The sequence below is a fragment of the Nonomuraea corallina genome, assembly GCF_027620315.1.
GTDB lineage: Bacteria > Actinomycetota > Actinomycetes > Streptosporangiales > Streptosporangiaceae > Nonomuraea > Nonomuraea corallina.
The window spans coordinates 26,581-51,230 of sequence record NZ_JAPNNL010000003.1 but is presented as its reverse complement, the minus strand read 5'-3'; the positions used below and the strand labels follow the sequence as shown (position 1 = coordinate 51,230).

Annotated in this window: 19 protein-coding genes; 9 read left to right on the top strand and 10 right to left on the bottom strand. The window is 71.8% G+C overall.

Going from position 1 to position 24,650, the window contains the following annotated elements; translation table 11 throughout:
• The first annotated feature begins 67 nt into the window (after positions 1-67).
• Both OUY22_RS01385 and OUY22_RS01380 read left to right on the top strand, forming a co-directional pair.
• Entirely contained in the window at positions 68-2,287 is a 2,220-nt protein-coding gene (locus OUY22_RS01385) for a hypothetical protein (RefSeq protein WP_270152830.1), read from the top strand.
• A 181-nt stretch (positions 2,288-2,468) separates the two neighbouring features.
• Entirely contained in the window at positions 2,469-3,029 is a 561-nt protein-coding gene (locus tag OUY22_RS01380; RefSeq protein ID WP_333486581.1) for a fasciclin domain-containing protein, read from the top strand.
• A gap of 48 nt (positions 3,030-3,077) precedes the next feature.
• Here OUY22_RS01380 and OUY22_RS01375 read toward each other — a convergent pair whose 3' ends face one another.
• The gene (locus OUY22_RS01375; RefSeq protein ID WP_270152829.1) at positions 3,078-4,415 is read right to left on the bottom strand and encodes an aminotransferase-like domain-containing protein; all 1,338 of its coding nucleotides are present in this window, start codon (positions 4,413-4,415) and stop codon (positions 3,078-3,080) included.
• A 123-nt stretch (positions 4,416-4,538) separates the two neighbouring features.
• On the opposite strand from OUY22_RS01375, the gene OUY22_RS01370 reads away from it, so the two are divergent.
• Positions 4,539-5,183, top strand: coding sequence for a LysE family translocator (locus tag OUY22_RS01370; protein WP_270152828.1), 645 nt, complete (start codon positions 4,539-4,541; stop codon positions 5,181-5,183).
• Positions 5,184-5,190: 7 nt separating this feature from the next.
• Here the strand turns inward: OUY22_RS01370 and OUY22_RS01365 are convergent, their stop codons facing one another.
• The 6 genes from OUY22_RS01365 to OUY22_RS01340 form a co-directional block, all read right to left on the bottom strand.
• Positions 5,191-6,273, bottom strand: coding sequence for an ABC transporter substrate-binding protein (locus OUY22_RS01365; protein WP_270152827.1), 1,083 nt, complete (start codon positions 6,271-6,273; stop codon positions 5,191-5,193).
• Between the two features lie 136 nt (positions 6,274-6,409).
• On the bottom strand, positions 6,410-6,721 hold the full coding sequence (locus OUY22_RS01360; protein ID WP_270152826.1) for a hypothetical protein: 312 nt from the start codon (positions 6,719-6,721) through the stop codon (positions 6,410-6,412).
• Positions 6,722-6,772: 51 nt separating this feature from the next.
• Complete coding sequence (locus OUY22_RS01355) at positions 6,773-8,575, bottom strand: IucA/IucC family protein (protein ID WP_270152824.1); 1,803 nt, start codon at positions 8,573-8,575, stop codon at positions 6,773-6,775.
• Positions 8,572-9,222, bottom strand: a complete 651-nt coding sequence (locus tag OUY22_RS01350) for a GNAT family N-acetyltransferase (protein WP_270152822.1) — start codon at positions 9,220-9,222, stop codon at positions 8,572-8,574. Before OUY22_RS01350 ends, OUY22_RS01355 begins: the two co-directional genes overlap by 4 nt.
• Positions 9,219-10,517, bottom strand: a complete 1,299-nt coding sequence (locus OUY22_RS01345) for a lysine N(6)-hydroxylase/L-ornithine N(5)-oxygenase family protein (protein ID WP_270152821.1) — start codon at positions 10,515-10,517, stop codon at positions 9,219-9,221. Before OUY22_RS01345 ends, OUY22_RS01350 begins: the two co-directional genes overlap by 4 nt.
• 29 nt (positions 10,518-10,546) lie before the next feature.
• Entirely contained in the window at positions 10,547-12,070 is a 1,524-nt protein-coding gene (locus OUY22_RS01340; protein ID WP_270152820.1) for a pyridoxal phosphate-dependent decarboxylase family protein, read from the bottom strand.
• Between the two features lie 202 nt (positions 12,071-12,272).
• On the opposite strand from OUY22_RS01340, the gene OUY22_RS01335 reads away from it, so the two are divergent.
• The 4 genes from OUY22_RS01335 to OUY22_RS01320 all read left to right on the top strand — a co-directional run bounded on the left by OUY22_RS01335 (position 12,273) and on the right by OUY22_RS01320 (position 18,303).
• A complete protein-coding gene (locus tag OUY22_RS01335) occupies positions 12,273-14,381 on the top strand; it encodes a penicillin acylase family protein (RefSeq protein ID WP_270152819.1) in 2,109 nt (702 codons plus the stop codon).
• Entirely contained in the window at positions 14,371-14,964 is a 594-nt protein-coding gene (locus tag OUY22_RS01330; RefSeq protein WP_270152818.1) for a GNAT family N-acetyltransferase, read from the top strand. Before OUY22_RS01335 ends, OUY22_RS01330 begins: the two co-directional genes overlap by 11 nt.
• 188 nt (positions 14,965-15,152) lie before the next feature.
• Positions 15,153-16,844 (top strand): SpoIIE family protein phosphatase, encoded by a 1,692-nt coding sequence (locus OUY22_RS01325; protein ID WP_270152817.1) that lies wholly within the window; start codon positions 15,153-15,155, stop codon positions 16,842-16,844.
• Positions 16,845-17,052: 208 nt separating this feature from the next.
• Positions 17,053-18,303 carry a P1 family peptidase gene (locus OUY22_RS01320; protein WP_270152816.1) on the top strand — a complete coding sequence of 417 codons (1,251 nt, stop codon included), beginning with the start codon at positions 17,053-17,055 and terminating at the stop codon, positions 18,301-18,303.
• 177 nt (positions 18,304-18,480) lie between these two features.
• Here the strand turns inward: OUY22_RS01320 and OUY22_RS36740 are convergent, their stop codons facing one another.
• The 3 genes from OUY22_RS36740 to OUY22_RS01305 form a co-directional block, all read right to left on the bottom strand.
• Positions 18,481-19,233, bottom strand: coding sequence for an NUDIX hydrolase (locus OUY22_RS36740; RefSeq protein WP_333486580.1), 753 nt, complete (start codon positions 19,231-19,233; stop codon positions 18,481-18,483).
• Between the two features lie 42 nt (positions 19,234-19,275).
• A complete protein-coding gene (locus tag OUY22_RS01310) occupies positions 19,276-20,019 on the bottom strand; it encodes an SDR family NAD(P)-dependent oxidoreductase (RefSeq protein ID WP_270152815.1) in 744 nt (247 codons plus the stop codon).
• Positions 20,020-20,102: 83 nt separating this feature from the next.
• A complete protein-coding gene (locus OUY22_RS01305) occupies positions 20,103-21,080 on the bottom strand; it encodes an aldo/keto reductase (RefSeq protein WP_270152814.1) in 978 nt (325 codons plus the stop codon).
• 314 nt (positions 21,081-21,394) lie between these two features.
• Between OUY22_RS01305 and OUY22_RS01300 the strand changes: the two genes are divergently transcribed.
• Both OUY22_RS01300 and OUY22_RS01295 read left to right on the top strand, forming a co-directional pair.
• Complete coding sequence (locus OUY22_RS01300) at positions 21,395-22,450, top strand: hypothetical protein (protein WP_270152813.1); 1,056 nt, start codon at positions 21,395-21,397, stop codon at positions 22,448-22,450.
• Positions 22,447-24,633: a carbamoyltransferase C-terminal domain-containing protein gene (locus OUY22_RS01295; protein ID WP_270152812.1), complete on the top strand. Its 2,187-nt coding sequence runs from the start codon at positions 22,447-22,449 to the stop codon at positions 24,631-24,633. Before OUY22_RS01300 ends, OUY22_RS01295 begins: the two co-directional genes overlap by 4 nt.
• Positions 24,634-24,650 lie beyond the last annotated feature (17 nt).

Here is a 24,650-nt window from a genome sequence, read left to right as displayed (position 1 = left end):
CGGTCGTCGGCCGGGAGCCGCTCGGCTAAGTTGATCTCATGTCCATGCCGGCGATCCCGCTCCCGTCGTGACGGCCCTCGACGAGGCGGCCCTGCTACGGGCCTGCCGGGCGGGCCAGGCCGTCCGGCCGCCGGGCGGGGAGGAGCTCGTCGTCGAGGCCGCGCTCGTCCGCAAGCTGTGCCGGCGCGACCCGGCGGAGATCGACCCCCGCGGCCTGGTGATCGAGAGGGCCAGGATCACCGGGGGGCTCGACCTGACGGGCATGGCCGTCACCTTCCCGCTGCGGTTCGCCGGGTGCGTGTTCGACGAGCCGCTCGACCTGGACGGCGCCGACCTGCACCTGCTGGCGCTCGACGGCTGCACGATCCCCGGCCTCCTGGCCAACGGCCTGCGGGTGCGCCGTGACCTGGACCTGTCCAGGTCACGGATCAGCGGTGATCTGCGGACCCCCGCCAGCACCTCGTCCACCGCGGCCGTCTGGCTCTGCGAGTCCGAGATCGGCGGGCGCCTGCTCTGCCTGGACACGCTGATCGAGTCGGACGGCCGGGCGATCCAGGCCGACCGCGTCATCGTGGGCGGCACGATCCGGCTGCTGCACCGCTTCGAGGCCCGGGGGGCGTTACGGCTGATCGGCGCGCGGATCGCGGGGTCGCTGGACCTCACCGGGGCCTGCCTCACCCGCCCGCAGCAGGACCTGGCGCTGGACCTGGGGGACGCCGAGATCGGCGGAAGTGTGTTCCTCATCGACGACCAGGCCGGCAGACGGCCGCTGGTCCGCGGCCGCATCGACCTCGGCAACACCCGCATCTCCGGACATGTCCTGATCCGTAATGCCACCATCGACCCCACCGGCCCGGTCACCGGCGTCGCCTACAGCAGCGGCCGGAGCACCGGCACCGCCATCAGCGCCCCCGGCCTCACCGTCAGCGGACCCCTTGGGATCGAGGGCGAGTGCCGGATCAGCGGCGGCGTGGACCTGAGCATGGGATCGTTCAGCACCATCCAGATCAGCCGCGAGAGCGCCTTCACCGTCCCCGGCGGCCGCGCGCTCGACCTGAGCAACGCCGAGCTGCGGTCGGGGCTGCTCGTCGAGGCGGGCGCGACCGTCGAGGGCACGCTCCGCCTGGCCGGAGCGCACATCCGGGGCGACCTCACGCTGAGAGGCACCCGCTGGAGCCACCCGGAGGGCAACTCCGCCGTCTCCGCCCAGGGCGCCGTGATCGACGGCATGGTGAACGTGCGCGGGGTGAGGACGACGGGAGGCAGGCTCGGCTTCCGCGCCGCGACGATCGGCGGCGTGGTCAACGCGCGCGGCGCCCGGTTGCGCAACCCCGGAGGCGAGGCGCTCTCACTCGAACAGGCGCTCATCCGGGGCCCCATCCTGCTCGGCGCGGGTTTCGTCGCGGACGGCGAGGTCGTGCTCAACCGGTGCGCCGCGGAGGGCAGGCTCGACTGCGACGGCGGCACCTTCACCGCCGGCATCAGGGCCGTGTCGGCCACCACCCGCGAAGGCATGCGCCTGCGCTGGGCCGACGTGCCGCCGCGGGTCGACCTGACCGGCGCGTCCACCACGGTTCTCGCCGACGACGTGACCCGCTGGCCTTCCGACACGGCGATCTCCGGCTTCGTCTACGACCGCTTCGACGACGCCTGGGACTGGCGGCAGCGCCGCGACTGGCTGCGGTCCATGGACTCCTACGACGCGAGCCCGTACGAGCAGGCGGCCCGCGCGTTCCGCCAGCACGGCCGCCCGGTCGAGGCCGAGCACCTGCTCATGGAGCTGCGCCGGCGGGCTCCCCGGCGGGGCTGGCTCAAGATCCGCGACGCGGTCTATGACGTCACCGTCGGCTACGGCTACCGTCCCAGCCGGGTGCTGTGGATGCTCGGCGCCCTGCTCCTGCTCGTCTACGGCATGCTGCTCACCCCGTCGGTCCAGCAGACGATGCGCGCCACCGACCCGCGCGGCAACGTGTACGCGGCGGACGGCCGGCTGGTCACGGTCGAGGCCGCGACCCCGTCACCGGACGGCACCGTCACCGTGTCCGGAAGGGACCCCCGGCCGGGTCCGTGCGGCGACGGCCAGGTGCGCTGCTTCGACCCGCTCTTCTACACCGTCGACACCGTGGTCCCGCTCCTGTCCCTGGGGCAGCGGGCGACGTGGTACCCCGAGACCCGCACCGGCGGCGGGTCGCTGGTGTCGACGCTGCTCAATGTGGCCGGCCTGCTGGGCTGGCTGCTGTCCACGGTGGTCGTGCTCTCCTTCGCCCGCCTCGCGAGGCCGGCGTGAGCAGAACAGCTGTTCGTCCGTTATAGGTGATTTGCGGGCTTTTGGGAGAAGTCCGACTCGGGGATGAGAAGTGACCACGGACACTGGTCCTGAAGGGAACCCAGGGCCCGGAACCTCGGGCCGCTCCGCGCCGTGACGCGGCTCGACCGCGGACGGCTTCCAGCATTACAGGGGGACCATCGTGAAAAGAACGCTTCTCGCGGCGGGCTTGGCACTGACCGCGACCGTGGCGGGCACCACCGGCGCCTTCGCCGCCTCGCCCGCGCCCTCACCCTCGCCCAGCCAGAGCCTGGTCGGGACCGGGTGCTCCGCGATCGAGAACAAAGTCTCCGATCTCGCCGACCAGCCGGTGGGGACGGCGCTCGGCCAGGTGCCGGAACTCTCCGCGCTGGCGGAGGCGGTGAAGCAGGCAGGTCTGGCGGACAAGCTCAACTCCGCCGAGGGCATCACCGTCTTCGCGCCCACCAACGAGGCGTTCGAAGCGGTCCCGCAGGAGCAGCGGGACCAGCTCATGAGCGACAAGGAGCAGCTCACCAAGATCCTCCAGTATCACGTCGTCGAGGGGAAGAAGGCGCCCGACCAGCTGACCGAGGGCCCGCTCACCACCCTGCAGGGCGGCGATCTGACCGTGGAGAAGTCCGGAGAGTCCTACACGGTCAACGGCGCGACCGTGGCCTGCGGCAACGTGCAGACGCGCAACGCCACCGTCTACGTCATCGACCAGGTCCTGACACCTCAGTGACCCGCGGACCCAGGGGGCGCGACCGTCCGGGTCGCGCCCCCGTACGGGTCATTCGGCGATCTGGTCCTCAGGCGCGGAGCGGGCGAGCCCGGCGAGCGTGGACAGCGCGCGCGCCAGGACGTCCGCCGGCGGCGAGGCCAGGCCGAGGCGGACGGCGTTCGGGGCGCGGCGGCGGCCCACGGCGAACGCCGCCGCCGGGGTGACCGCGATGCCGTGACGCGCGGCGGCGGCCACGAAGGTGTCGGCCCGCCACGGCGGCGGCAGCTCCCACCAGCAGGAGAAGGAGTGGGGATCGCTGTCCAGGGCGAACTCCCCGAGATGCCGGGCCACGAGCTCCTGCCGCGCGGCGGCCTCCCGCCGTTTGGCGCCGGCCACCGCGTCGACGACGCCGTCGCTCAGCCACCGGCCGGCGGCGTCCAGCGCGAAGCGCATCGGCGTCCACCCGCCGGAACGCAGCGCGGTAGAGACGCCCGCGCCGAGCGACGCCGGCGCCACGGCGAACCCGAGCGTCAGGCCGGGGGCCAGCCGCTTGGAGAGGCTGTCGACCAGCACCGTCCGTCCCGGGGCCAGCGCGGCGAGAGGCGGCAGGTCGGGGCGGAGGAACGACCAGATCGCGTCCTCGATCGCGTACAGGTCGAGCCGGGCCAGCAGGTCCGCGAGCTCGGCCCGGCGGGCCACCGGCATGGTCCGCGACAGCGGGTTGTGCAGCGTCGGCTGGAGGTAGAGGGCGTCGAGCGGGGTCCTGCGGGCGGCGGCCTCCACGGCCTCGGGGACCAGCCCGGCCGCGTCCACGGCCAGGGGCACGAGGGTGACGCCGAGCCGGCCCGCGATCGCCTTGACGACGGGATAGGTGAGCTCCTCCACGCCGACCCTCGCGCCGGGTGCGGCCATCGCGGCCATCGCCGCCGCGATCGCCTGCCGGCCGTTGCCCGCGAACAGCACCCGCTCCGGATCCGGCCGCCAGTCGCCGTGGGCGAGCAGCTCGGCGACGGCACCGCGAGCCAGGGGCGTCCCGGCGGCGCCCACCGGCCCCAGGGACGACGCGAGCACGCCGGGGCGCAGCAGCGGGGCGAGGCTCTCCGCCAGCAGACCCGTCTGCTCGGGCACGGAGGCGAAGTTGAGCTCCAGGTCGACCCGGCTGCCGGCCGGTTCGGCGAGCGCCGGGTCGAGGGAGGGAGCGGCGGCCCTGACGAACGTGCCGCGCCCCACCTCGCCGACCGTCAGCCCTCGGCGGACCAGCTCCTTGTAGACGCGGGCGGCGGTGGAGGCGGCGATGGCGCGGCGGCGCGCGAACTCGCGCTGCGTCGGCAGGCGGTCGCCCGGCCGCAGCCTCCCGGCCGCGATCTCCGCCGCCACCTCGTCGGCGACCCGCCGGTAGTCGTCCATGCCGCGCCTCCCTCGTACTCGACGAAGTCAAGCACAGCATTGCTCCGAGTGCAATAGAAACTATTGCACCGATGCGGCGCGCGCGAATACCGTCACCCCATCGAAGGAGGGGCGGGGGTTTCGATGATCGAACAGAGTGCGGTCCTGGGCGTGGTCGCCATCGCGCTGGGCATGGTCCTGTCGCCGGGCCCGAACATGATGTACCTGGTGTCGCGGAGCATCAGCCAGGGCCGCCGGGCCGGGATCATCTCCCTGGCCGGAGTCGCGGCCGGCTTCCTCGTCTACCTGGTGGGCGCCAACCTGGGCCTGGCCGTGCTGTTCGCGGCCGTGCCCGAACTCCTCACCGCGATCCGGATCGCCGGCGCGCTCTACCTGCTCTGGCTCGCCTGGAAGACCGTCAAGCCCGGCGGCGCGTCGGTCTTCGCCGTCCAGGACGTGCCCGCCGACTCCCCGCGCCGCCTGTTCGCGATGGGGCTGATGACCAACCTGCTCAACCCCAAGATCGCCATCCTGTACGTCTCCGTCATCCCGCAGTTCGTCGACCTCGGCCGCGGCGACGTGCTGCTCCAGGGGATCCTCCTCGGCGGCTGCCAGATCGCGGTGGCGGTCTCGGTCAACCTGGCGATCGTGCTGGCCGCCGGGGCCGTCGCGGGCTTCCTCTCCCGCCGCCCCGCCTGGATGCGGACCCAGCGGATCACCATGGGCGGCCTGCTCGGAGCGCTGGCCGTCATGCTCGCCCTCGGCTCGACCGGGAGCGCCGCCGCCTGACCCCGCGTCAGCCGGCGCGCAGGACGCGCAGCCGCCCGGGATCCGCCGGGTCCCGGTCGACCACCTGGACGGGAGCCCACGCCCACTGCCACACGCCGATGCCCGGCTCGCGGGAGAACCGGATCGGCCCGCGCGTGCCCTCGACCTCGACGCGCGGCCAGCCCTCCGCCACGCGCGCCCGGTCCACGCCGCGGGAACGCAGCACCTCGGCGAGAACGGCGACCGTGTCGTACCCCTCGAAGGCGACGAAGGACGGCGCCGCGCTCAGCCGCTCACGCAGGGCAGTCTCGACCCGTGCCCCGAGCGGCCCGAGACGGCCGGGCAGGTAGCGCAGGAACGGGATCGCGGCGCCGTCCACGCCCAGCGAGGTCGCCCACGAGGCGAACTCCGGCTGCCCGGCCGGCGCGCCGATCATGATCCCGGAGAGGCGCGCGTCGCGGCGGACGGCCCTGACGAGCGGCACCGCCGGTTCCGGATGGCCGGCCAGCAGAAGGAGAGCCGTCGCGCGGCCGCCGGCCAGTTCGTCGCACACGGCGGCGGGGCTGAGTGCGCGCAGGTCCAGCTCGGTGACGGAGCCGCCGCGCGGAACGAGGTGGTCCCGCAGGACGCGGGTGCCGGACGCCCAGTAGACGCTCGGCTCGGCCGCCACGGCGATCCGGCCGTGGCCCGCGCCGAGGAGGAAGTCCGCGTAGATCCGCCAGCCGTGGGACTGCGCCGGCGCGATCCGCGCCACCCACCGCGCCGGCCGGTCCGTGAGCGTGTCGAGCACCGCCGACGAGCAGAGGAACGGCAGGCCGAGCGCGTCGGCCCTGGCGGCGACCGCGCGGGCCACGACACTGTGGTACTCCCCGGCCAGGGCCGCCACGCCCAGGCCCGCCAGTTCGTCGACGGCCGCCGCGGCCTTCACCGGATCGGCGGCGGTGTCCCGGACGACGAGGTCGAGCGGCCTTCCGCCGATCCCGCCGGCGTCGTTGACCTCCCGGGCGGCCAGGTCGAGCCCGGCGAGCAGGTGCCGGCCCGCCTCGGTCCAGCCAGGCCGGGTGAGTGGCACGAGGACGCCGATCCGGACGGCTCCTGACGGCGTGTGCATGCCCTGGCGTCTCCCGTACGATCCGATGGCGAATGGCCCGGATCGCAGAGTATCGCCGGCGCGCGGCCACGGCGGTCACGGCGGCGTGGCCGGGTCGCAGGAGAGTCCGGCGACCCGGCGTCACGCGGCAGGGTCGTCAGCAGAGGTCCGCGCCGTCGAAGGTGCGCGGTCCCCGTCCCACCTTCGAGGAGATGGTCCGGCCCCGGTCGACCGTGTGGCAGGAGCCGTCGGTGCCGCGCGCCCACTTGATCTTCAGCCGGAGCCTGCGGTTGCAGTCGTTGCGGGCGTAGCCGGTCTTGGTGACGGTGCCCTTGGTCTGCCAGACGGCCACGCACGAGGGCGCGTTGCCCGCCGGAACGGCGGCCGTGGCCCCCACGGCAGGGCCGGCGGCGGTGAGGATGCCGCCGGCGGCGGCGCAGGCCAGAAGAGTGCTCGTGAGACGGCGCACAGGGTCCCTTTCGGTCGAAGGACTGGAACCCTTCGATTTGTAGCCGAGCCATCACTGAGAGTCAACAAGACAGAACTTGGCGATCGGGTTCGCCAGGTCGCCGACCAGCTGGAGCGCGGCCGACGGGTCGGCCAGGTCGACCATCTGCCGGTTGTCGCGCAGTTGCAGCCGGTTGAGGCAGGACAGCGGGAACGTCTCGGCGAACAGGTCGTAGCGCTCGAACCGGCCGGCCAGGTGCGGGACGGACGCCTGGTAGTCGGCGGCGCACGCGGCCACCGTCCGCCAGAAGGTCTCCTCGCCGAGCACGCCGTCGGCCGCCAGGACGTCGCTCAGGAAGCGGAAGAAGCAGTCGAAGACGTCGGTGAAGATCGACAGGAGCTTCATGTGCTCCGGGATCTCCGCGCGGACGCGGTCCACGCCCGGCGGCAGCGGCGCGTCGGGGTCCATCACCACGATCTCCTCGGCGATGTCCTTGAAGATCACCCGTTCGACCGCGCCGCCGTCGAGGACCAGGATGACGTTCTCGCCGTGCGGCATGAACGCCAGGTCGTAGGCGTAGAAGCTGTGCAGCAGCGGGGTGAGGTAGGCGTCGAGGTAGCGCCGCAGCCACACCTCCGGCGCCAGGCCCGACCGCTCGACCAGCGCGCCCGCGAAGGACCGGCCCTCGTGGTCGACGTGCAGCAGTGAGGCCATGGTGGCCGTCCGCCGCCCCGGCTCCAGGCCGGGCACCGGGCTCTCCCGCCACAGCGCCGCGAGCATCTTGCGGTACGGCGAGTACCTGTCGGTGGCGGCCTCGTACTGCCGGTGCCGGTAGCCGACGGCGGCCCGCTCGCGCAGGATCGTCAGGCGGGTCGCGCGCAGGATCTCGTCCCCGGCGACGAGTCCGGCGAGCCAGTCGTTGATCGCCGGCGTGGCCTCCATGTACGCGGCCGACAGGCCCCGCATGAAGCCCATGTTCAGCACGGACAGCGCGGTCTTCACGTAGTGCCTGGAGGGGACGGTGGTGTTGAAGAAGGTGCGGACCGACTGCTGGGCGAGGTACTCGTCGTCGCCGGGGCCGAGGCAGACCAGGCGGCGCTCGGCGAGCTCGGCGGCGAAGGTGACCGACAGCTTGTTCCACCACTGCCAGGGATGGACCGGGATGAGCACGTGATCGGCCAGGTCGAGCCCCAGCTCGGCCAGGGTGCCGGCGAAGCGGCCGAGCAGTTCGTCGCCCAGCTCACCGCGCATGAGGCGGTCGTGGTCGAGGTCGGCCGAGCAGGTGAAGGTGGCGTGGTCGCGGTGCGCGGCCAGCCAGATGAGCCGCACCGGGCGCGCGGCCTCGGGCGCGTACGCGTGAAAGTCGTGCACCCCGTAGCCGATCCGGCCGTTGTTGGCCACGAAGCACGGGTGGCCCTCGGTCATGCCGGTCTCGATCTCCTGGTAGGAGGCCTTGGCCAGCTCGGCGGCGCCGATCCGCGGCTTGGTGAGCTTGTAGGCGGCGCTGGACAGGGTGGAGCCGATCTCCTCCAGGTAGACGGGGAGGACCTGGTCGCTCAGGCCGAGCGTGCGGCGCAGCTCGACGCAGAGCGCGATCGCGTCCAGCGGCAGCTCGGTCTCCCCTTCGGGGGAGATCCGGTGCCGGGTGATGCCGGCGGCGTCTATCCGCCAGTGGTCGAGCGGCAGCAGGGTGGCGGCGAAGCGGTACTCGACCGTGCCGTCGTCGCCGCGGACGGCGTACCGGCCGTCGCCGAGCGGCTCCGGCGTGAACAGCCGCTCATGGGCGAACTCGGACAGCGCCTTGCGGACCAGATGGCGGTTGGCGCGGGCCCAGTTCTCGGGCGTCAGGTGGGCGACGGCCTCACGGGGGTTCACGCGGTCACTCCTCGGTCTGCTCGGGCCGGTTCTGCACGGTCTGCTCGGGCCGTTCGGGCCGTCCGGGCCGTCCGGGCCGCTCGGGCCGTTCGGGTCGCGGAACGGAACCGGTCGCGGGTGCAGACGCTGAGCAGCGCCTCCTTCTCCGGTTTGGTGACGGGGCCGACGACCTCGAAGCCGACGGCCGCGTTGAGCGCGTGCACCGCCGTGTTGCGGACGTCGGGCTCGACCACGACGCGCCTCGTGGCCGGGTCGCTGAAGAGCAGCTCCATCACGGTGGTGATCACGGCCAGGGTGAAGCCGTGGACCGGGGTGTCCGTGGGCGCGCACAGGAAGTGCATGCCGACGTCCCCCTCCTCGGCGTCGTACAGGCCGGCCAGCTCGACGTGCGCGGGGTCGTACCGTTCGACCAGGAAGGCGGGCCGGCCGTCGACCAGCCCGAGGAACGCGTCGTGGTGCGGGTCCGCCTCGATCCGGCGGTACTCGGCGACGACCCGCGCCAGGTCGGCGTCCGCCATCATCCAGAACGCCGCCTTCGGGTGCGTCACCCAGCCGTGCAGCAGCCCGGCGTCGGTGTCCAGGTCGAGCGGGCGCACCGCCAGCTCCCCGATCCGCTCGTCCGTGCGGGTGAAGACGATCTCACTCATGCGATGACGCCCTCCGGCGCGCCGAACTCCTGGAAGGCGATGGCCTTCTCGATCGGGTAGTACTCGCGGCCGAGCAACTCGCGGACGATCCACGAGTTGCGGTACGGGCCCATGCCGAGGTCGGGCGAGGTGACGCTGTGGGCGTGGGTGGCGCCGTTCTGCAGGAAGACGCCGCGGCCGGTGACGTCGATGCTGTAGTTCCTGGCCACGTCGAAGCGGCCGTGGGCGTCCCAGCGGAGGCGGTCGCGCACGGGTTCCAGGAAGGCGGGCGCCCGGTACCTGTAGCCGGTGGCCAGGATCAGGCCGTGGGTGCGCAGCGCGAAGTCGCGCCCCTGCTCGGCGTGGCGCAGCCCGAGCGTGTACTCGCCCCGGCCCTCGTCGTAGGAGGCGCTGGTCAGCGTGGTGTTGGTGAGCAGCCGGGTGGGGATCGGGCCGGCGACGGTCTTCTGGTAGAGCAGGTCGAAGATGGCGTTGATCAGCTCGGCGTCGATGCCCTTGAACAGCCCTTTCTGCTCCTGCTCCAGCCGGTAGCGGGTGTCCTCGGGCAGCGCGTGGAAGTAGTCCACGTACTCGGGCGAGGTCATCTCCAGCGTCAGCTTGGTGTACTCCAGCGGGAAGAACCTCGGCGACCTGGTCACCCAGGTGAGCCGGTAGCCGCGGGCGTCGATGTCGCCCAGCAGGTCGTGGTAGATCTCGGCCGCGCTCTGGCCGCTGCCCACGAGGGTGATGCTCTCCTTGTCCTGCAGCGCGGCCTTGGCCCCGAGATAGTCGGCGTTGTGGATGAAGTCGCCGCCGAGCCCCTGGCAGGCGTCCGGGACGTACGGCGGGGTGCCGGTGCCGAGGACGAGGTGGCGGGCCCGGTGCTCGGCCGTCTCCCCGGTGCCCGTCCTGACCGCGCGGACCGTGTAGAGCCCGTCGGCCTCGTCGTACTCGACGGAGGTCACCTCATGGCCGAAGCGGACGCCGGGCAGCCGGGCGGCGGCCCAGCGGCAGTACGCGTCGTACTCGCTGCGCAGCTGGTAGAAGATCTCGCGGATGTAGAACGGGTAGAGCCGCCCCGACTCCTTCAGGTAGTTGAGGAAGGACCAGCGCGAGGTGGGGTCGGCCAGCGTGACGAGGTCGGCGATGAACGGCGTCTGCAGGGTGGCCGAGTCGAGCAGCATCCCCGGATGCCAGTCGAAGTCCGGCTTGCGCTCCAGGAACAGGCCGTCGAGCTCCTCGATCGGCTCGGTCAGGCAGGCCAGACCCAGGTTGTACGGTCCGAGCCCGATCGCGATGAAGTCGTGCGTGGACATCCGGTTCCTCCGGTTCCTCCGGTGAAGAGTCAGGCCCGGCCGCAGGTCTCGAGTGAGGCGTGGCCGGACACGTACCGGCTCGCGTGCCCCGCGATGAGCTCGACGACGTGCGCGATGTCGTCCAGCGTCGTCTCCGGGTTGAGCAGGGTGAACTTCAGGTAGTGCCGGCCGTCGACCTTGGTGCCGGCGACGACGGCCGCGCCCGAGGCGGCCAGCGCCTCCCGGGCGTACAGGTTGGCGTCGTCGGCCAGCTCGCGGCCGGGCCCCGCCGGAGGCAGGTAGCGGAAGACGACGGTGCTGAGCTGCGACTTGGCGACCACCTCGAAGCGCGCGTCGGCGGCCAGCAGGTCCCAGGCGCGGGACGTGCGCTCCACCACCTCGTCGAACAGCTCGCCGATCGCGTCCGGGCCCATGACGCGCAGCGTCAGCCACAGCTTGAGCGCGTCGAAGCGGCGGGTGGTCTGGATGCTCTTGTCGACCTGGTTGGGGAGGCCCCGCCCGGCCGTGCGGGCGGGGTTGAGGTAGTCGGCGTGGTAGGTCGCGTGCCGCAGCACGGCGCCGTCGCGTACCAGCAGGGCGCTCGAACTGACCGGCTGGAAGAAGGACTTGTGGAAGTCCACGGTCACCGAGTCGGCGCGCTCGATGCCGTCGAGCAGGTGCCGCCGGGTGCGCGAGACCAGCAGGCCGCACCCGTAGGCGGCGTCCACGTGCAGCCACGTCCCGGCCCGCGCGCACAGGTCGGCGATCTCGGGCAGCGGGTCGATGGTGCCGAAGTCGGTGGTGCCGGCCGTGGCGACGACGGCCATCACGAGCAGGCCCTCGTGGTGGCAGCGGGCCAGCTCGCGGGCCAGGGCCGCGGGCCGCATGCGGCGGTCGGCGCCGGTCTCCACGGTGATGACGGCGTCCGGGCCGAGGCCGAGGAGCTTGGCCGCTTTCTGGACGCTGAAGTGGCCGGCCTCGGAGGCGAGGACGCGCAGCCGGGGCAGCAGGTCGTGCCTGGCCGAGTAGCCGATGGCCTCCTCGCGGGCCAGCAGCAGGGCCTGGAGGTTGGACTGGGTGCCGCCGCTGGTGAAGACGCCGTCCGCCTGGGGGCCGAACCCCGCCCGTCCGGCCGTCCACTCGATCAGACGGCGCTCGATCAGCGTGCCGCCGGCGCTCTGGTCCCAGGTGTCGAGCGAGGAGTTGACGGCCGTCAGGACGGCCTCGCCGAGCAGGGCCGGGATGACGACGGGGCAGTTGAGGTGGGCCAGGTAGCGGGGGTGGTGGAAGTAGACCGCGTCGCGCAGGTAGACGTCCTCCAGCTCGTCGAGGGCGTCGGCGGGGTCGTGCAGGGGGTGTTCCAGGTCGATCGCGGAGATCTCCGGGGCGAGCAGCGAGGGCGAGATCCCGCTGAAGGGCCGGTCGGCGCGGGCGATCCGGGTGGCCACCCGGTCGATCCCGGCGGCCAGCGCCTGCCGGTAGCGGTCCATGGTCGCGTTGTTGAACAGGTGGCGCCTGGCGTCCGCCGGTCCGGCAGCCGGCGGGACCTCGATGGCGTGTCCCCGAAAGGTCATGGTCAGTCCTCAACAGATCGCTGGAGGTAGGTTAGGCTAACCTAACTTAGTGCTGATCATGGCTCCCCGGCGACCCTCACCGCAAGGCTCGGAGGAGGTTTTGCGTCCAAGGGGAACTTCTGCGCCACAGGGACTTAGGTTAACCTCACCTAAGTGGCTTGAGTGGATCGTTATTTAGGTTAGCTTTACCTTACTTGGCGAGGTGTCCGTGGGCATCGAGATCTTCCGGGACTCCTGGGGCATCCCGCACCTGCGCGCGGGCGACGCCCTGGAGCTCGCCCACGCCCAGGGCCTCAACGCCGCCCTGGACCGGGCCTGGCAGATCGAGGTCGAACGGCACCGCTCGACCGGCGCCACCGCCGCCTTCCTCGGTCCCGCCGCCGTCGGCTGGGACCGCTTCGCCCGGCAGGCCCGTCTCGACGACACCGCCCGCCGCTGCCACCACGCCCTCGACGACGACACCGCCGCCTGGGTGGGCGGCTACGTCGACGGGGTCAACGCCGGGCTCGGCGACGGGGCGCGCCGGGCGCCGGAGTTCGCCGCCACCGGACTGACTCCCGGCCGGTGGGAGCCGTGGACCCCGCTGGCCGTGTGGCTGGCGCACCACATCCTGTTCGCCGGGTTCCCCGCCAAGCTGTGGCGTGAGGCCGTCGCCCGGCGGCTCGGCGCCGGCGCGATCGGGCTCTTCGCGGCCGACGGCCCCGGCGCAAGCGGCAGCAACGGCTGGCTCGTGCCCGGCGACCGCACCGCCACCGGGGCCGCCCTGCTCGCCGGCGACCCGCACCGCTTCATCGAGGAACCGGGCCTCTACCAGCAGATCCACCTGTCCTGCCCGGAGTACGACGTCGCAGGGCTGGCCGTGCCCGGCGTCCCCGGCATCGCCCACTTCGGGCACACCGGCGCCGTCGCCTGGGCGATCACCAACGCCATGGCCGACTACCAGGACCTCTACGGCGAACGGCTCCGCCGCCGGGGCGAGACGGTCGAGGCGTACGGACCGGACGGCTGGGAGCCGGCCTCGGCCCACCTGGAGAGCGTCCAGGTGGCGGGCGCGGACCCGGTCGCGGTCGAGGTGATCGAGACCGCCCGCGGGCCCGTCATCCTCACCGGCGACCACGCCTGGGCCGCCTCCTCGGACGGCCTTCCGGACGGCTCGGCGGACGGGGAGGCGGCGGTCAGCCTGCGGTACCCGCCCCGCGTACGGGCCGCGCTGGGCTTCGAGGCGCTGCCCGCGCTGCTGCGGGCCAGGACCGTGGCCGACGTGGACCGGGCGTTCGACCACTGGGCCGAACCCGTCAACGTCGTGCTGGCCGCCGACACGGCCGGTGGGCTGCTGCACCGCGTGGCGGGCGCGGTCCCGATCCGCCACCCGGCGAACGGCACGCGCGTCGTCCCCGCCTGGGAGCGGGAGCACCGGTGGCGGGGGTGGCATGACCCGATGCCCCGTGCGCCGGTCGGCGGCCTCGCCGTGATGGCGAACGAGCGGGGCCTGTCGGAGCCCTTCGGCGTCGAGTTCGCCCCGCCGCACCGGGCCGACCGGATCCGCGAGCTGCTGGAGACCGCCTCCGCGTCCCGGGCCTGGTCGGCCGGGGACATGCGGGCCGTTCACACCGACACCTTCCTGGCCTCCGCCGCACCCCTGCTGACACTGCTGGCCAAGCTCGACGGCCTCACCCCCGAGGCCGCGCACCTGCGCGACCGGCTGCTCGGCTGGGACAGGCGCATGGACAACACCAGCACCGGCGCCGCGGCCTACGCGGCGGTGCGGTCGGCCGTGGCCCGGCGGCTGGCGGCCCACCCGGCGCTCGCCGTCCTGGCCGAGCCCGCGCCGTGCCCCGAGATCTTCAGGCCGTGGCTCGCCCTGCTCCCGAGAGTGGCGTACGCGATGGAGACCCTGCTGACCACCGACCGGCTGCCCGGACTCGACCAGGCCGAGCTGGCGCGGCAGGCCGTCGAGGAGGTGGCGGCGGCCGGAGGGGCGCCGGTGACGTGGGGCGAGACGCACCGGCTCGCGCCCTGGCGGGCCCTGCCGGTGGACGGCGAGGGGCCGGGGGCGGGCGGCGACCACGACTGCGTGCTGGCCACCTCCAGCGTCCCCGGCGTCACCGACCACTTCGCGCGCGGGCCGGCCGCGCGCTACGTGTGGGACCTGGCCAGGCGTGACGACAGCCTGTGGGTGGTCCCGTCCGGCGCCTGCGGCGTGCCGGGCGACGCCCACAGCCGCGACCAGCAGCCGCTGTGGCTGCGCGGAGAGCTCGTACCCGTGATCACCGACTGGAACCGACTCACCGAGGAGCGGCATGTCCACTGAGATCCCCACGCCCCCCGCGCGCCGGGAGGCCGTGCACGAGCAGGTGGTCGACGGCTTCGGCACCGTCCGGGTCGTCCCGCTGGACCCGGCTGCCGACCTCGACGTGATCTACCCCTGGGTCACCCAGGAGCGGGCCAGGTTCTGGGGCATGCTCGACGCCACCCGCGAGCGGGTGCTGGAGCTGTACGCGTTCGTGGACACCCTCGACAGCCACCACGCCTTCCTGCTGTACCGGCAGGACCGGCCGGTGGCGCTCTTCCAGAGCTACGACCCGGAATGCGACCCGGTCGGCGAGTGCTACCAGGTGCGGCCCGGCGACCACGGCCTCCACCTCCTGATCGGCCCGGTCGCCGGTGAGCCGGAGCCCGGCTTCACCGGCGCCCTGCTGACCGTGTTCCTCACGTACCTGCTCGCCGACCCGAGCCGTAAGCGGATCGTGGCCGAACCCGACGCGCGCAACGACAAGGCGATCGCCCGCCTGGTGCGCGCCGGCTTCGAGCCGGGCCCCGAGATCGACCTGCCCGGGAAGCGGGCCCGCCTGGTCTTCCTCAGCAGAGAGACGTTCGAACGACGCCTGCGGTGACCAGGCCGGCGTGACCACCGCCGTCGCGCCTTCCCGCCCCCCCGGCTCGCGAGCGGCCGCGGACCGATGGCCGACCGGGTACGGACCCGGCCGAACCGGTACGTTACCTCTCCAGGGTGGAGACGATCGATGATCGCTCGTGGACGCCCTGGTGGGGTAGAAGGTGCGGCAAGGAAGGAGTGCCGGTGATGCGGGTGCCAGAGGACGCCTTGGAGTCCTGGCCGGACGCAGGGGAGCGCTGGTGGGACCGGTGCGACGCGGGCGTCTACCTCGTGGACGCCCACGGGCGCATCGTCGTGGTCAACGCCCAGGCCGAGCGGATGCTCCGCCGGCCCGCCGACAGCCTGCTGGGCCGGGACGCCCACGACCTGCTGCACCGCGGGGAGCGCGGGGAGCCCCTGCCGCGCAGCCGGTGCGTGATGCGCCAGCCCCTCCTCACCGGCGGCACCGCGCAGGGCGAGCGGGAGTGGCTGGAGCGCGGCGACGGCTCGCTGCTGCGGGTGTCCTGGGTGGTCACCACCTGCCGGGTCGACGGGGACCCGAACGGCGCGCTGATCCTCTTCCACGAGGCCGGCTCCCCGGTGCTTGAGGAGGAAGGCGCGCGGATCGCGACGGGTTCGCTGCCGGAGCTCGATCGGCTGGCCCTGCTCGCGGAGACGACCACGACGCTCACCTCCAGCCTGGACGCCGGCGAGACGCTCCGTCAGCTCGTGCGCCTGGTGGTGCCCCTGCTGGGGGACTGGGCGGTGATCGACCTGCTCACCGAGGAGGGCGGGGTGTCGCGCGCCGCGGTGGTGTGCTACGAGAACGGCGACTGGACGCACCGGGAGGACCTGGAGGGCCCGATGCCGCCGGTGCCGCGGGGGTCCTCGATGCCGCTGTCGCGGGCGCTGCGCGGCGTCACGGCCACACTCGCCGGCCCCCAGAACTACCAGGGCCCCCCGGACGCGGACATCGCGCTGGTCCAGCGGGAGCTGTTCCGGGCGACGGGCATGCACTCGGCGTGCATCGCGCCGATCCGCGGGGTGCGCGAGGCGGTCGGGGCCATGACCCTGGGCCGCTCGGCGCGGCCGGAACCGTTCACCACCGCCGACCTGCTGCTCGTCGAGGACATCGCCCGCCGGGCCGGGCTGGCGCTGGACAACGCCCGCCTGTACGAGCGGCAGCGGCGGGTGGCGGAGACCATGCAGCGCCACCTGCTGCCGCAGCTGCCCCGCGTGCCGGGGGTGGAGATGGGCGCGTGCTACCTGCCCGCGCCGCGCGCCTCCCAGGTCGGCGGCGACTGGTACGACGCCTTCGTGCTGCCCGGCGACGTGATCGGCCTGGTCATCGGCGACGTGGTCGGCCACGACCTGGACGCGGCGTCGGGGATGGCGCAGGTCTGCAACATGCTGCGCGCGTACGCGGGAGAGGGCGAGGAGTCGCCCAGCGTGATCGTGGACCGGCTCGACCGGGCGGTGACCCGCATCGCCGAGGACACCATGGCCACCGTCGTCTACGCCCGTCTGGAACGTCTGGAGAGCGGGCGGTTCCGGCTGCGCTGGACGAACGCCGGCCATCCGCCGCCCCTGCTCGTGCGGAGCGACGGGCGGACCCGGTTCCTGGAGGCGGGCGGCGGGCCCCTGCTCGGCACCGGCCTGCGCCCCCGCCGGGTCGACGCCCGCGTCGACCTGCCGCCCGGGTCCACCGTCGTGATGTACACCGACGGGCTGATCGAGTCCCACCGCCATTCCCTGGACGAGGGGATGGAGCGGCTGAGCCGGCAGGCCCTGGCGCTGGCGCACCGGCCGTTCGGCTCCCTCTGCGAGGCGCTCCTCACGGCGGTCCGCCCCGAGGACAACGACGACGACGTGGCCATGCTCGTGGTGCGCATCCCCTGACATAACCCGGCTTTTCCGCACACTTAATCGTGAAACTCCACAAAGGGATCTTTACCTCTGCTGGTCCGACCAGTAGCCTCAGTGCACTCAGTAGCGCTCTCCATCCCTGGCCGAACCAGATCCATGACCCCCCGCACCCCGTCCCCCACGGGGTGAGCTTCGGGCACGGGCCGCGTCCCTGCCCTGCACCACACTGGAAGAGGGATCCATGAAGCCACGCCTCGTCGCACTGCTGGCCGGAGCACTGGTGCTCACCGTCCCCAACCTCGGAGCCACCGCGCAGGCCGACGCGCAGGCCGACACGCAGACCGCCGCACAGATCGCCAGGGCGGACACCCCCGGGCTTCCCGGCCGCAACAACGCGATCACCGACGTACCGGGCGTCAAGGTGGGTCAGGTCCAGTCGGCCAAGGCCCCCTACCTCACCGGCACCACCGTGATCTACCCCGCGCAGATGGCCGTCACCGGCGTCGACCAGCGCGGCGGCGCGCCCGCCACCAAGGAGACCGACCTGCTCGACCCGCTCAACTCCAACCCCGGAGTGAACGCGGTGATGCTCGGCGGCAGCAGCATGTACGGCCTGGCCGCCACCGACGGCGTCATCCGCTGGCTGGAGGAGCGCGGCGAAGGCGTCAGGGTCGGCTCGGGAGTCGCGCCGATCGTCCCCGCCGCCGACATCTTCGACCTCGGCAGAGGCGGCGACTTCAAGGCCCGCACCGCCCCCGAATGGGGCTACCTGGCCGCCCAGGCGCTCAAGGACGGACCGGTACGGCAGGGCGTCGTCGGCGGAGGCACCGGTGCCCGCGCCGGCGGGCTGAAGGGCGGCGTCGGCACCGCCAGCGTCATCCTCAGCGACGGCACCGTGGTCGGCGCCATCGTCGTGGTGAACTCGGTCGGCTCGGCGGTGGACCCGCGCGACTGCTCGCTGTTCGCCGCCCGCTTCGAGCTGGCCGGCGAGTACCGCGGGCTGCAGACGCCCAAGGCGAAGGAGTGCCCGCGCCCGGCCACGGCGAACGGCCCGTCGATGAACACCACGATCGCGGTGGTGGCCACGAACGCGCCGCTGGAGAAGGCCGCCGCCGCCCGGATGGCCGGCAACGCCCAGGACGGCCTGTCGCGCGCGATCAACCCGATGCACACGCTCGGCGACGGCGACACGATCTTCGCCATGTCGACCGGCGGCGGCACCCCGCTGCGCGTCAACAACCCGGCCGACACCCGCCGGCTCAACGAGATCTTCAACGCCGGCGCCGACACCCTCACCAGGGCCGTCGGGCACGCGATGCTGAACGCCACGACCGTCGGCACCGCCAGCAGCTACTGCGACCGCTACCCGTCGGCGTGCAAGAAGGTGTCCCCGCTGCCCGCCGACAAGCGGGGTGAGGCGCCGGACGTGACCCGGGCCTCGCTGGCCGCCGTGGCGGAGAAGTTCCGCGACGCGCCCGCCCTGGCCGAGTAGCAGCACCTCGCGGGACAGGCCGGTCACGGCCTGTCCCGCGAGGCGCGAGATCGCCGCCGCGCGGGAACGCCACCGGGAACGCGCCCCGCGCCGGTGTCGTCCAGGCCGGTTCCGCCAGTGCCGGTGCCGTCCGTGCCGGTGTCGGCCGGGTCGAGTATTCGCCCGGCTGGAACGCGGCTAGAACCCGTACAGGCCGAACGCCTCCCCGCCCCGGATGCCGCGCAGCGCCTCGGCCGGGTAGCCCACCATGTCCTCCGGCAGCCGGTCCAGCGGGAACCAGCCGATCTCGGAGCACTTGTCCGGCTCGGCGTTGTACGGCTCGCCCGCCCACGTCCCGGCCACGAAGAACAGCCCCACCCGCTCCGGCGCCCGGTGCACCACGTGCGCGAAGGCCAGATCGGCGGGGTCGACGCGGACGCCCACCTCCTCGCGGGCCTCCCGCACCGCCGCCGCCCTGACCGACTCGCCCGCCTCCAGGTGACCGCTCGGCAGATGCCACAGCCCGTCGGCGTACCCGGTGCCGGAGCGTCGCGCCAGCAGCACCTCACCGTCGCGGACCAGCAGCACGTGCACGTCCACGATCGCCCGGAACCGGTCGCGTCCCGCCCGCCGGTCGAGGTCCTGGAGCCACTTGACCGCCACCGCCGCCACCTGCGTCAGCTCCGCCCGCAGCCGGTCGGGGTCCTCCTCGGCGAACGCCTCCAGCACCTCCTCCTCGAGGATGTGCCGCCAGGTCAGCCGGCCCTCCCGCGACGCCCGCTCCGTCTCCCGCCTCGCCCGCACGGCCTCCTCGCCGCCTCGCGGGCCCGTCCCGTCGGCGAGCCCCTCCTGGACGCCCCACCGCCGGTCCTGCGCCACCCGCTCGTCCGCCACCGCCCGCAGCACCCTGTCCAGCGAACCTGGCACCCCGTAGTCACCGTCGACCGCCATGGGTCGCCAGCATAGGGCGACCCCGCCGGGGGACAGGCGGCGCTAGCGGAAGTACGAGGCGCCGTTGAGGTCGATGACGGTGCCGCTGGCCCACTCCGCCTCCGGCGCGGCCAGGTAGAGGACGGCGGCGGCGATCTCGGCCGGGCGGGCCACCCGGCCGAACGGGCTCTGGGCGCGGATCTCGTCGCCCCTGGGCGGTCTCAGGTGCTCGGTCGTCATGTCGGTCTCGACGAAGCCGGGCGCGACCGCCGTCACCGCGATGCCTCGCGGCGCCAGGGCCGCCGCGAGCGACTGGGTGAGCGCGTTCAGGCCCGCCTTGCTCGCGCCGTACGCGGGACTGTCCGGCTCGCCGCGGAAGGCGCCGCGCGAGGAGACGTTGACGACGCGCCCGCCTTCGCGCATGTGGGGCAGCGCGCACCAGATCGTGTTCGCCGCCCCCATCAGGTTGAGGTCCAGCGTCTTGCGCCAGGCCGCCTGCCACTCCTCGTAGGTGACGTCGGTGACCGGGTGGTGGAGGAACACGCCGGCGTTGTTCACCAGCACGTCGATGCCGCCCAGCGCGCCGGCCGCCTCGTCCACGGCGCGGCGCACGGCCTCGGGGTCGGCGAGGTCGGCCTGGACCGCGGCGTGTCCCTCGCCCGACAGCTCGTCCAGCAGGCCCGAGGCGAGGGCGGGCGAGCCGCGGTGATGGATCGCCACCCGGTCGCCCCGTTCCGCGAACGCCGTCGCGACGGCCCGCCCGATGCCCCGTGACGCACCGGTGACCAGGACGCCGCGCCCGCTCATCGACCGGCTCCAGGGGCCCGCGCCCCGTCATCGGCACGGGGGAACCCGCGCCCGCTCCCGCGACGCCCCGGCACGGTCGCCCCCTACCAGCGGTCGTGGATCTGCGGACGGATGAGCTCGTCGTACACGTCCCGCACGGCCCGCAGCGTCTCCTCCGGAAGGGGCGCGAGCGCGGCCGCGGCGGCGTTGGCGGCGGCCTGCGCGGGGTTGCGCGCGCCCGGGATGACGACCGACACGCCGGGCTGGTCGAGGATCCAGCGCAGCGCGAACTGCGCCATCGTCGCCCCCTCGGGCACCAGCGGGGCCAGCCGCCGCACCGCCTCCAGGCCGGTGCGGAAGTCGACGCCGGAGAACGTCTCGCCCACGTCGAAGGACTCGCCGTGGCGGTTGAACGTGCGGTGGTCGTCGGGCGCGAACGTGGTGTTCTCGTCGTAGCGGCCCGACAGCAGGCCGCTGGCCAGCGGCACCCGGGCGATGATGCCGACGCCGGCCTCACGGGCGGCGGGCAGCACCCGCTCCAGCGGCTTGAGCCGGAACGCGTTCAGGATGATCTGCACTGTCGCCACGCCGGGCCGGGCGATCGCGGTCAGCGCCTCCTCGCACGTCTCCACGCTCACCCCGTACGCGGCGATCCGCTGCTCGGAGACCAGCGTGTCGAGCGCGTCGAACACCGCGTCCGACGAGTAGACCGGCGTGGGCGGGCAGTGCAGCTGCACCAGGTCGATGGTGTCGACGCCGAGGTTGCGGCGTGAGCGGTCGTTCCAGGCGCGGAAGTTGTCCATCACGTAGTTGCCGGGCACCTGGTCCATGCGGCGGCCCATCTTGGTCGCCACCGTCAGGCCGGGACGTTCGCGGGCGAACCGGCCGACGATCTGCTCGCTGCGGCCGTCGCCGTAGACGTCGGCGGTGTCGATGAACGTCACCCCTTCGTCCGCCGCCGCCGAGAGCGTCGCGAACGCGTCGTCCTCGCTCACCTGCCCCCAGTCGGCCCCGAGCTGCCAGGCCCCCAGGCCCACCACGCCGACCTGCCGTCCGGTACGTCCCAACACCCGCTGTTCCATGGACAGCAACTCTTCCACATCCGCCTGGCAGGACACGTCGGCAGGGCCGGACGCCCCGGCGTGGCCGCGGGATCGTAAGCGATGGCGGGGGCGGCGATATCCGTATTCGGGACGATGAAGAATCCTACTTGGAGGAGATATATCAGACTTTGTTGCCCGTCCGTAAGGGAGAAGTCTCTACTGTGTTCACAAAAGGTCCCACTATTGCTATGGTGGGGCAAATGCGCCTTCGTGCGTGAGAGGCTCGAAAGGCCGTTTTCGCGAGGGAGCGTGGAGTAATCGTGGATCGAGAGCCACGCGGAGACCACGTATGCTTGATTATCCATGCGCATCGCCCCTACTGCTTCGACCTCAACGAAATACTCGCGCTGCCCAGCGGGTTCCGTTATCGCAGCAGATTCGACTCTCGATGGATCGATCCGAGTCTTCGTGACGACATCGAGGACGCGAAGGGCGACCGGGTCCTGCTCATACTGCGGGATCCTGAGAACAGTCAGTTGATCCCGGTCCGGTGGGGGATCTTCGAGACGGTGCAGCGCATCGGACGCGTTGTCTACTTCGAATATCTGCTGGGCCGGCTCGTCCAGTACTCCGTGGCGCCGAATGTTCGCCAGCAGGAGATAGTTGCGCGGACGGCCGCCTTCGCCGATCAGCACCCTTGGCTGCCCGGTCCGCTGGGCGCGCCTCTGGAAAGCCCTTCCGTCTTCCGCAGCAGCGCGGGCACGGTAATCCCTACGGCGGACGCCGACGACCTCACGGCATGGGGCAATGTGGTTGCCGGCGTGGCGACAGCACCAGCTTACAAGTCTATCGAATTCCTTAAGATCGTGGGTCTTTTCGACCAGAGCGGTTCGCCCGCGCCGGTCGTGGAGGAGTCTCTGGTCGTGCGACCGAACACGGTGTACTCGTTAAAGGTCTTCCAGCAGATTCCGGAGCCGCCGGACGCTCCGGTTTCCTCGCACAGTATCGAAATCAACACCTTCGCCAGCCACGTCGTCGCGCTGCGGTCGGTTCAGCAGTCCGTCGGAAAGTACGACATGCTGACGTTCGTCCTCCGCGTCCTCTCTCTGGAGCCCGGGGAACGAACTGCCATAGAGATCCCGCACGTTCCCGACGCCGCCACCGAGCGGAGTGCGAGAACCTCGATCTATCTACCGCTCAAGGTTCGCTCGTCCAGCCCGCTGCGGCTCGTCGCGACTCTAGCGACACTCGTGGTCAGTCTGGTGTCGATGTTCGTCCCGCAGCTTTATCCGCTGCCCTCGGAGCTGGTCCGCAATATCGCAGTGGTGATTTTCGTCCTCACGCTCACAGGGCCATCCAAAACGCTGGCAACCATTTGGCCCTCCTGGCCGTGGGGTGTTGGGAAATGAAGATCATCGGTGTCAACAAAGGCAGCACACTGTCGGGTAAGGCGCTCCGGTTGGGTGGTACGGCGGTTTTCGACGACGGCTCGCTGGTGGCCCTGGGAGAGGAGCGCGCGTCCGGGAAGAAGTACGCGGGAGGCTACAGCGCCTCCCTGACGGCTCTCGTCGAGCAGGGCTGCGTGGATCTCGACGCCGTCGACCACATCGCCGTGAGTACGTGCTGTGAGTCCAGATCCGCCGCGCTGACGGGCCATCCCCTCGAAGGCGATGAACGGGTGCGAGCGGTGGGACATCACTACTCCCACGCCTGCCTGGCCTATTTCGGGTCCGGGCTGGACAGCGCATTGGTCGTCGTGGCCGACGGCGGCGGCAACACTCTGAGCGAAGGGGAGGCGCCGACCGGACGCTGGTGGGAGCAGCCTCGGGAACAGATCTCCTACTATGTCGGGTCCGGCGGACGCCTCGAACTGCTGGGCCGGGACTTCGAGGCGCCTTTTGCCGTCGGCCCGGGGGAGATGTACCGCGCGTTCACCTATTTCCTGGGGTGGCACTCCTCCGCATACGCGTCGCGGACCATGGCGCTCGCCGGGCACGGCCGTCGCGGGGCGCTCAAGGGTGGGTTGTTCGAGTTGGACGGTGCGGGCGGCCTTGTCTCGCCGCTGGTCAACGATCCGGCCGAGCCGATCGGGATGATCGACCGACTGGGGCGGGCTCTTGGCCTGGATTTCGGTGAACCACGCGTGCCCGGCCAGGCGATCCTCCGCATTCATCGTGATGTCGCCGCGTTCGTACAAAATGCCATAGAGGATGCATTTGTACGTAAGCTCGCCTGGCTTCGCAAAAGGGTGAATATCGATCGTCTCTGCCTGGCCGGCGGGATCGCGCACAATGTGGTGCTGAACGGCAGGCTTATCGACCTCTTCCCGAGTGGAGTTCACGTCCCAAGCGCGCCGGGAGACGAAGGTCAATGTCTCGGAAACGTCTATGCAACGCTCGCCGATATTGGTCTAAGCTCTTCCCTGCCTCTCCTGGCGAAAAGTTCCACCGTGTGCATAGGACCGCCTGTGAAGATTGATTCGACGTCGGTGGCCGGCAGTCTCAAAGATGCAGGCCTTTCCTCATACGTGGTCTTCGAGACATCCGACTTCTCCCGGCTGATGGGCGGATTTCTCGCCTCGGGTGGAGTTGTCTGTGTGTACCAGGCGAGATCCGAATTCGGCCCGCGCGCGCTCGGGTCACGAAGTATTCTCGCCGATCCACGACGGGCTGATGTGACTTCCGAGTTGAATGCCTTGAAACGACGTGATTGGTTCATGCCCTTCGCCCCCACCGTTCTCCGAGGCAGGATGGATCAGTGGTTCGCACCCGCGCATGACAGCCCTTTCATGTCCTTCGCGCTTCGTGCAACCCCGGAGGCCGTGAGGGAGCTGCCTGCCGTGGTGAACGCCGATGGCACCTCCCGCGTCCAGACGGTCGACGAGGACGACGGCGAGGCCATCACTCGCATCCTCAGCAGCTTCGCCGAGCAGACCGGCATCCCTGTGCTGCTCAACACCAGCTTCAACGCGGGTGGCGAGCCGATCGTCGAAACCCTCCCTCAGGCGCTGGAGGCTTTCCGGGACATGCCGATCAACGTTCTTGGGATCGGTCGGTTCATCGTGGTCAAGTCGTTGTCGCCTATGCTTGCCGACCTCCCGCTGGAAGGCTCCCTGCGCGCTCTTGACCTGCGGGTGTCGGCGGCGGGTGAGGAAATGGTCTTCGAGGCGGATCATTTGCCCGTGTCCTCGGTGATCAGACGTCTGCAGCTCATGACGGACTCCGTTGTCTTCGTCAGAACTGAGCTCCCGCTCTACGGCCCCTATCTCACGTGGCTGCGGGAGGGCAGGAAGGTCACGACGATCCGTTTCAGGAAGGGTGCCGTCGAGATCCCCATCAGCGATGTCCTGCCGTTGTTCGAAACTTACGACTACAGTCCAGGCGATCGCACCACGCCGGCGGAGCACGTCCGGGTGAGCGGCATCCGCTACCAGCGTTTCGGCGACCTCACGCGCGTCGACGCTGAGCGCGACGGCTTCAAGAGCCTTGATCACATGCGCCATGACTTGGGCGAGATCTATCCGGCGCTCACGGACGATTCATGGGTCTCCATCTACGACATCTCGCTGGCCGACCCACGGGAGAAGGGGTAGTGTCCGGACCCGCTCGC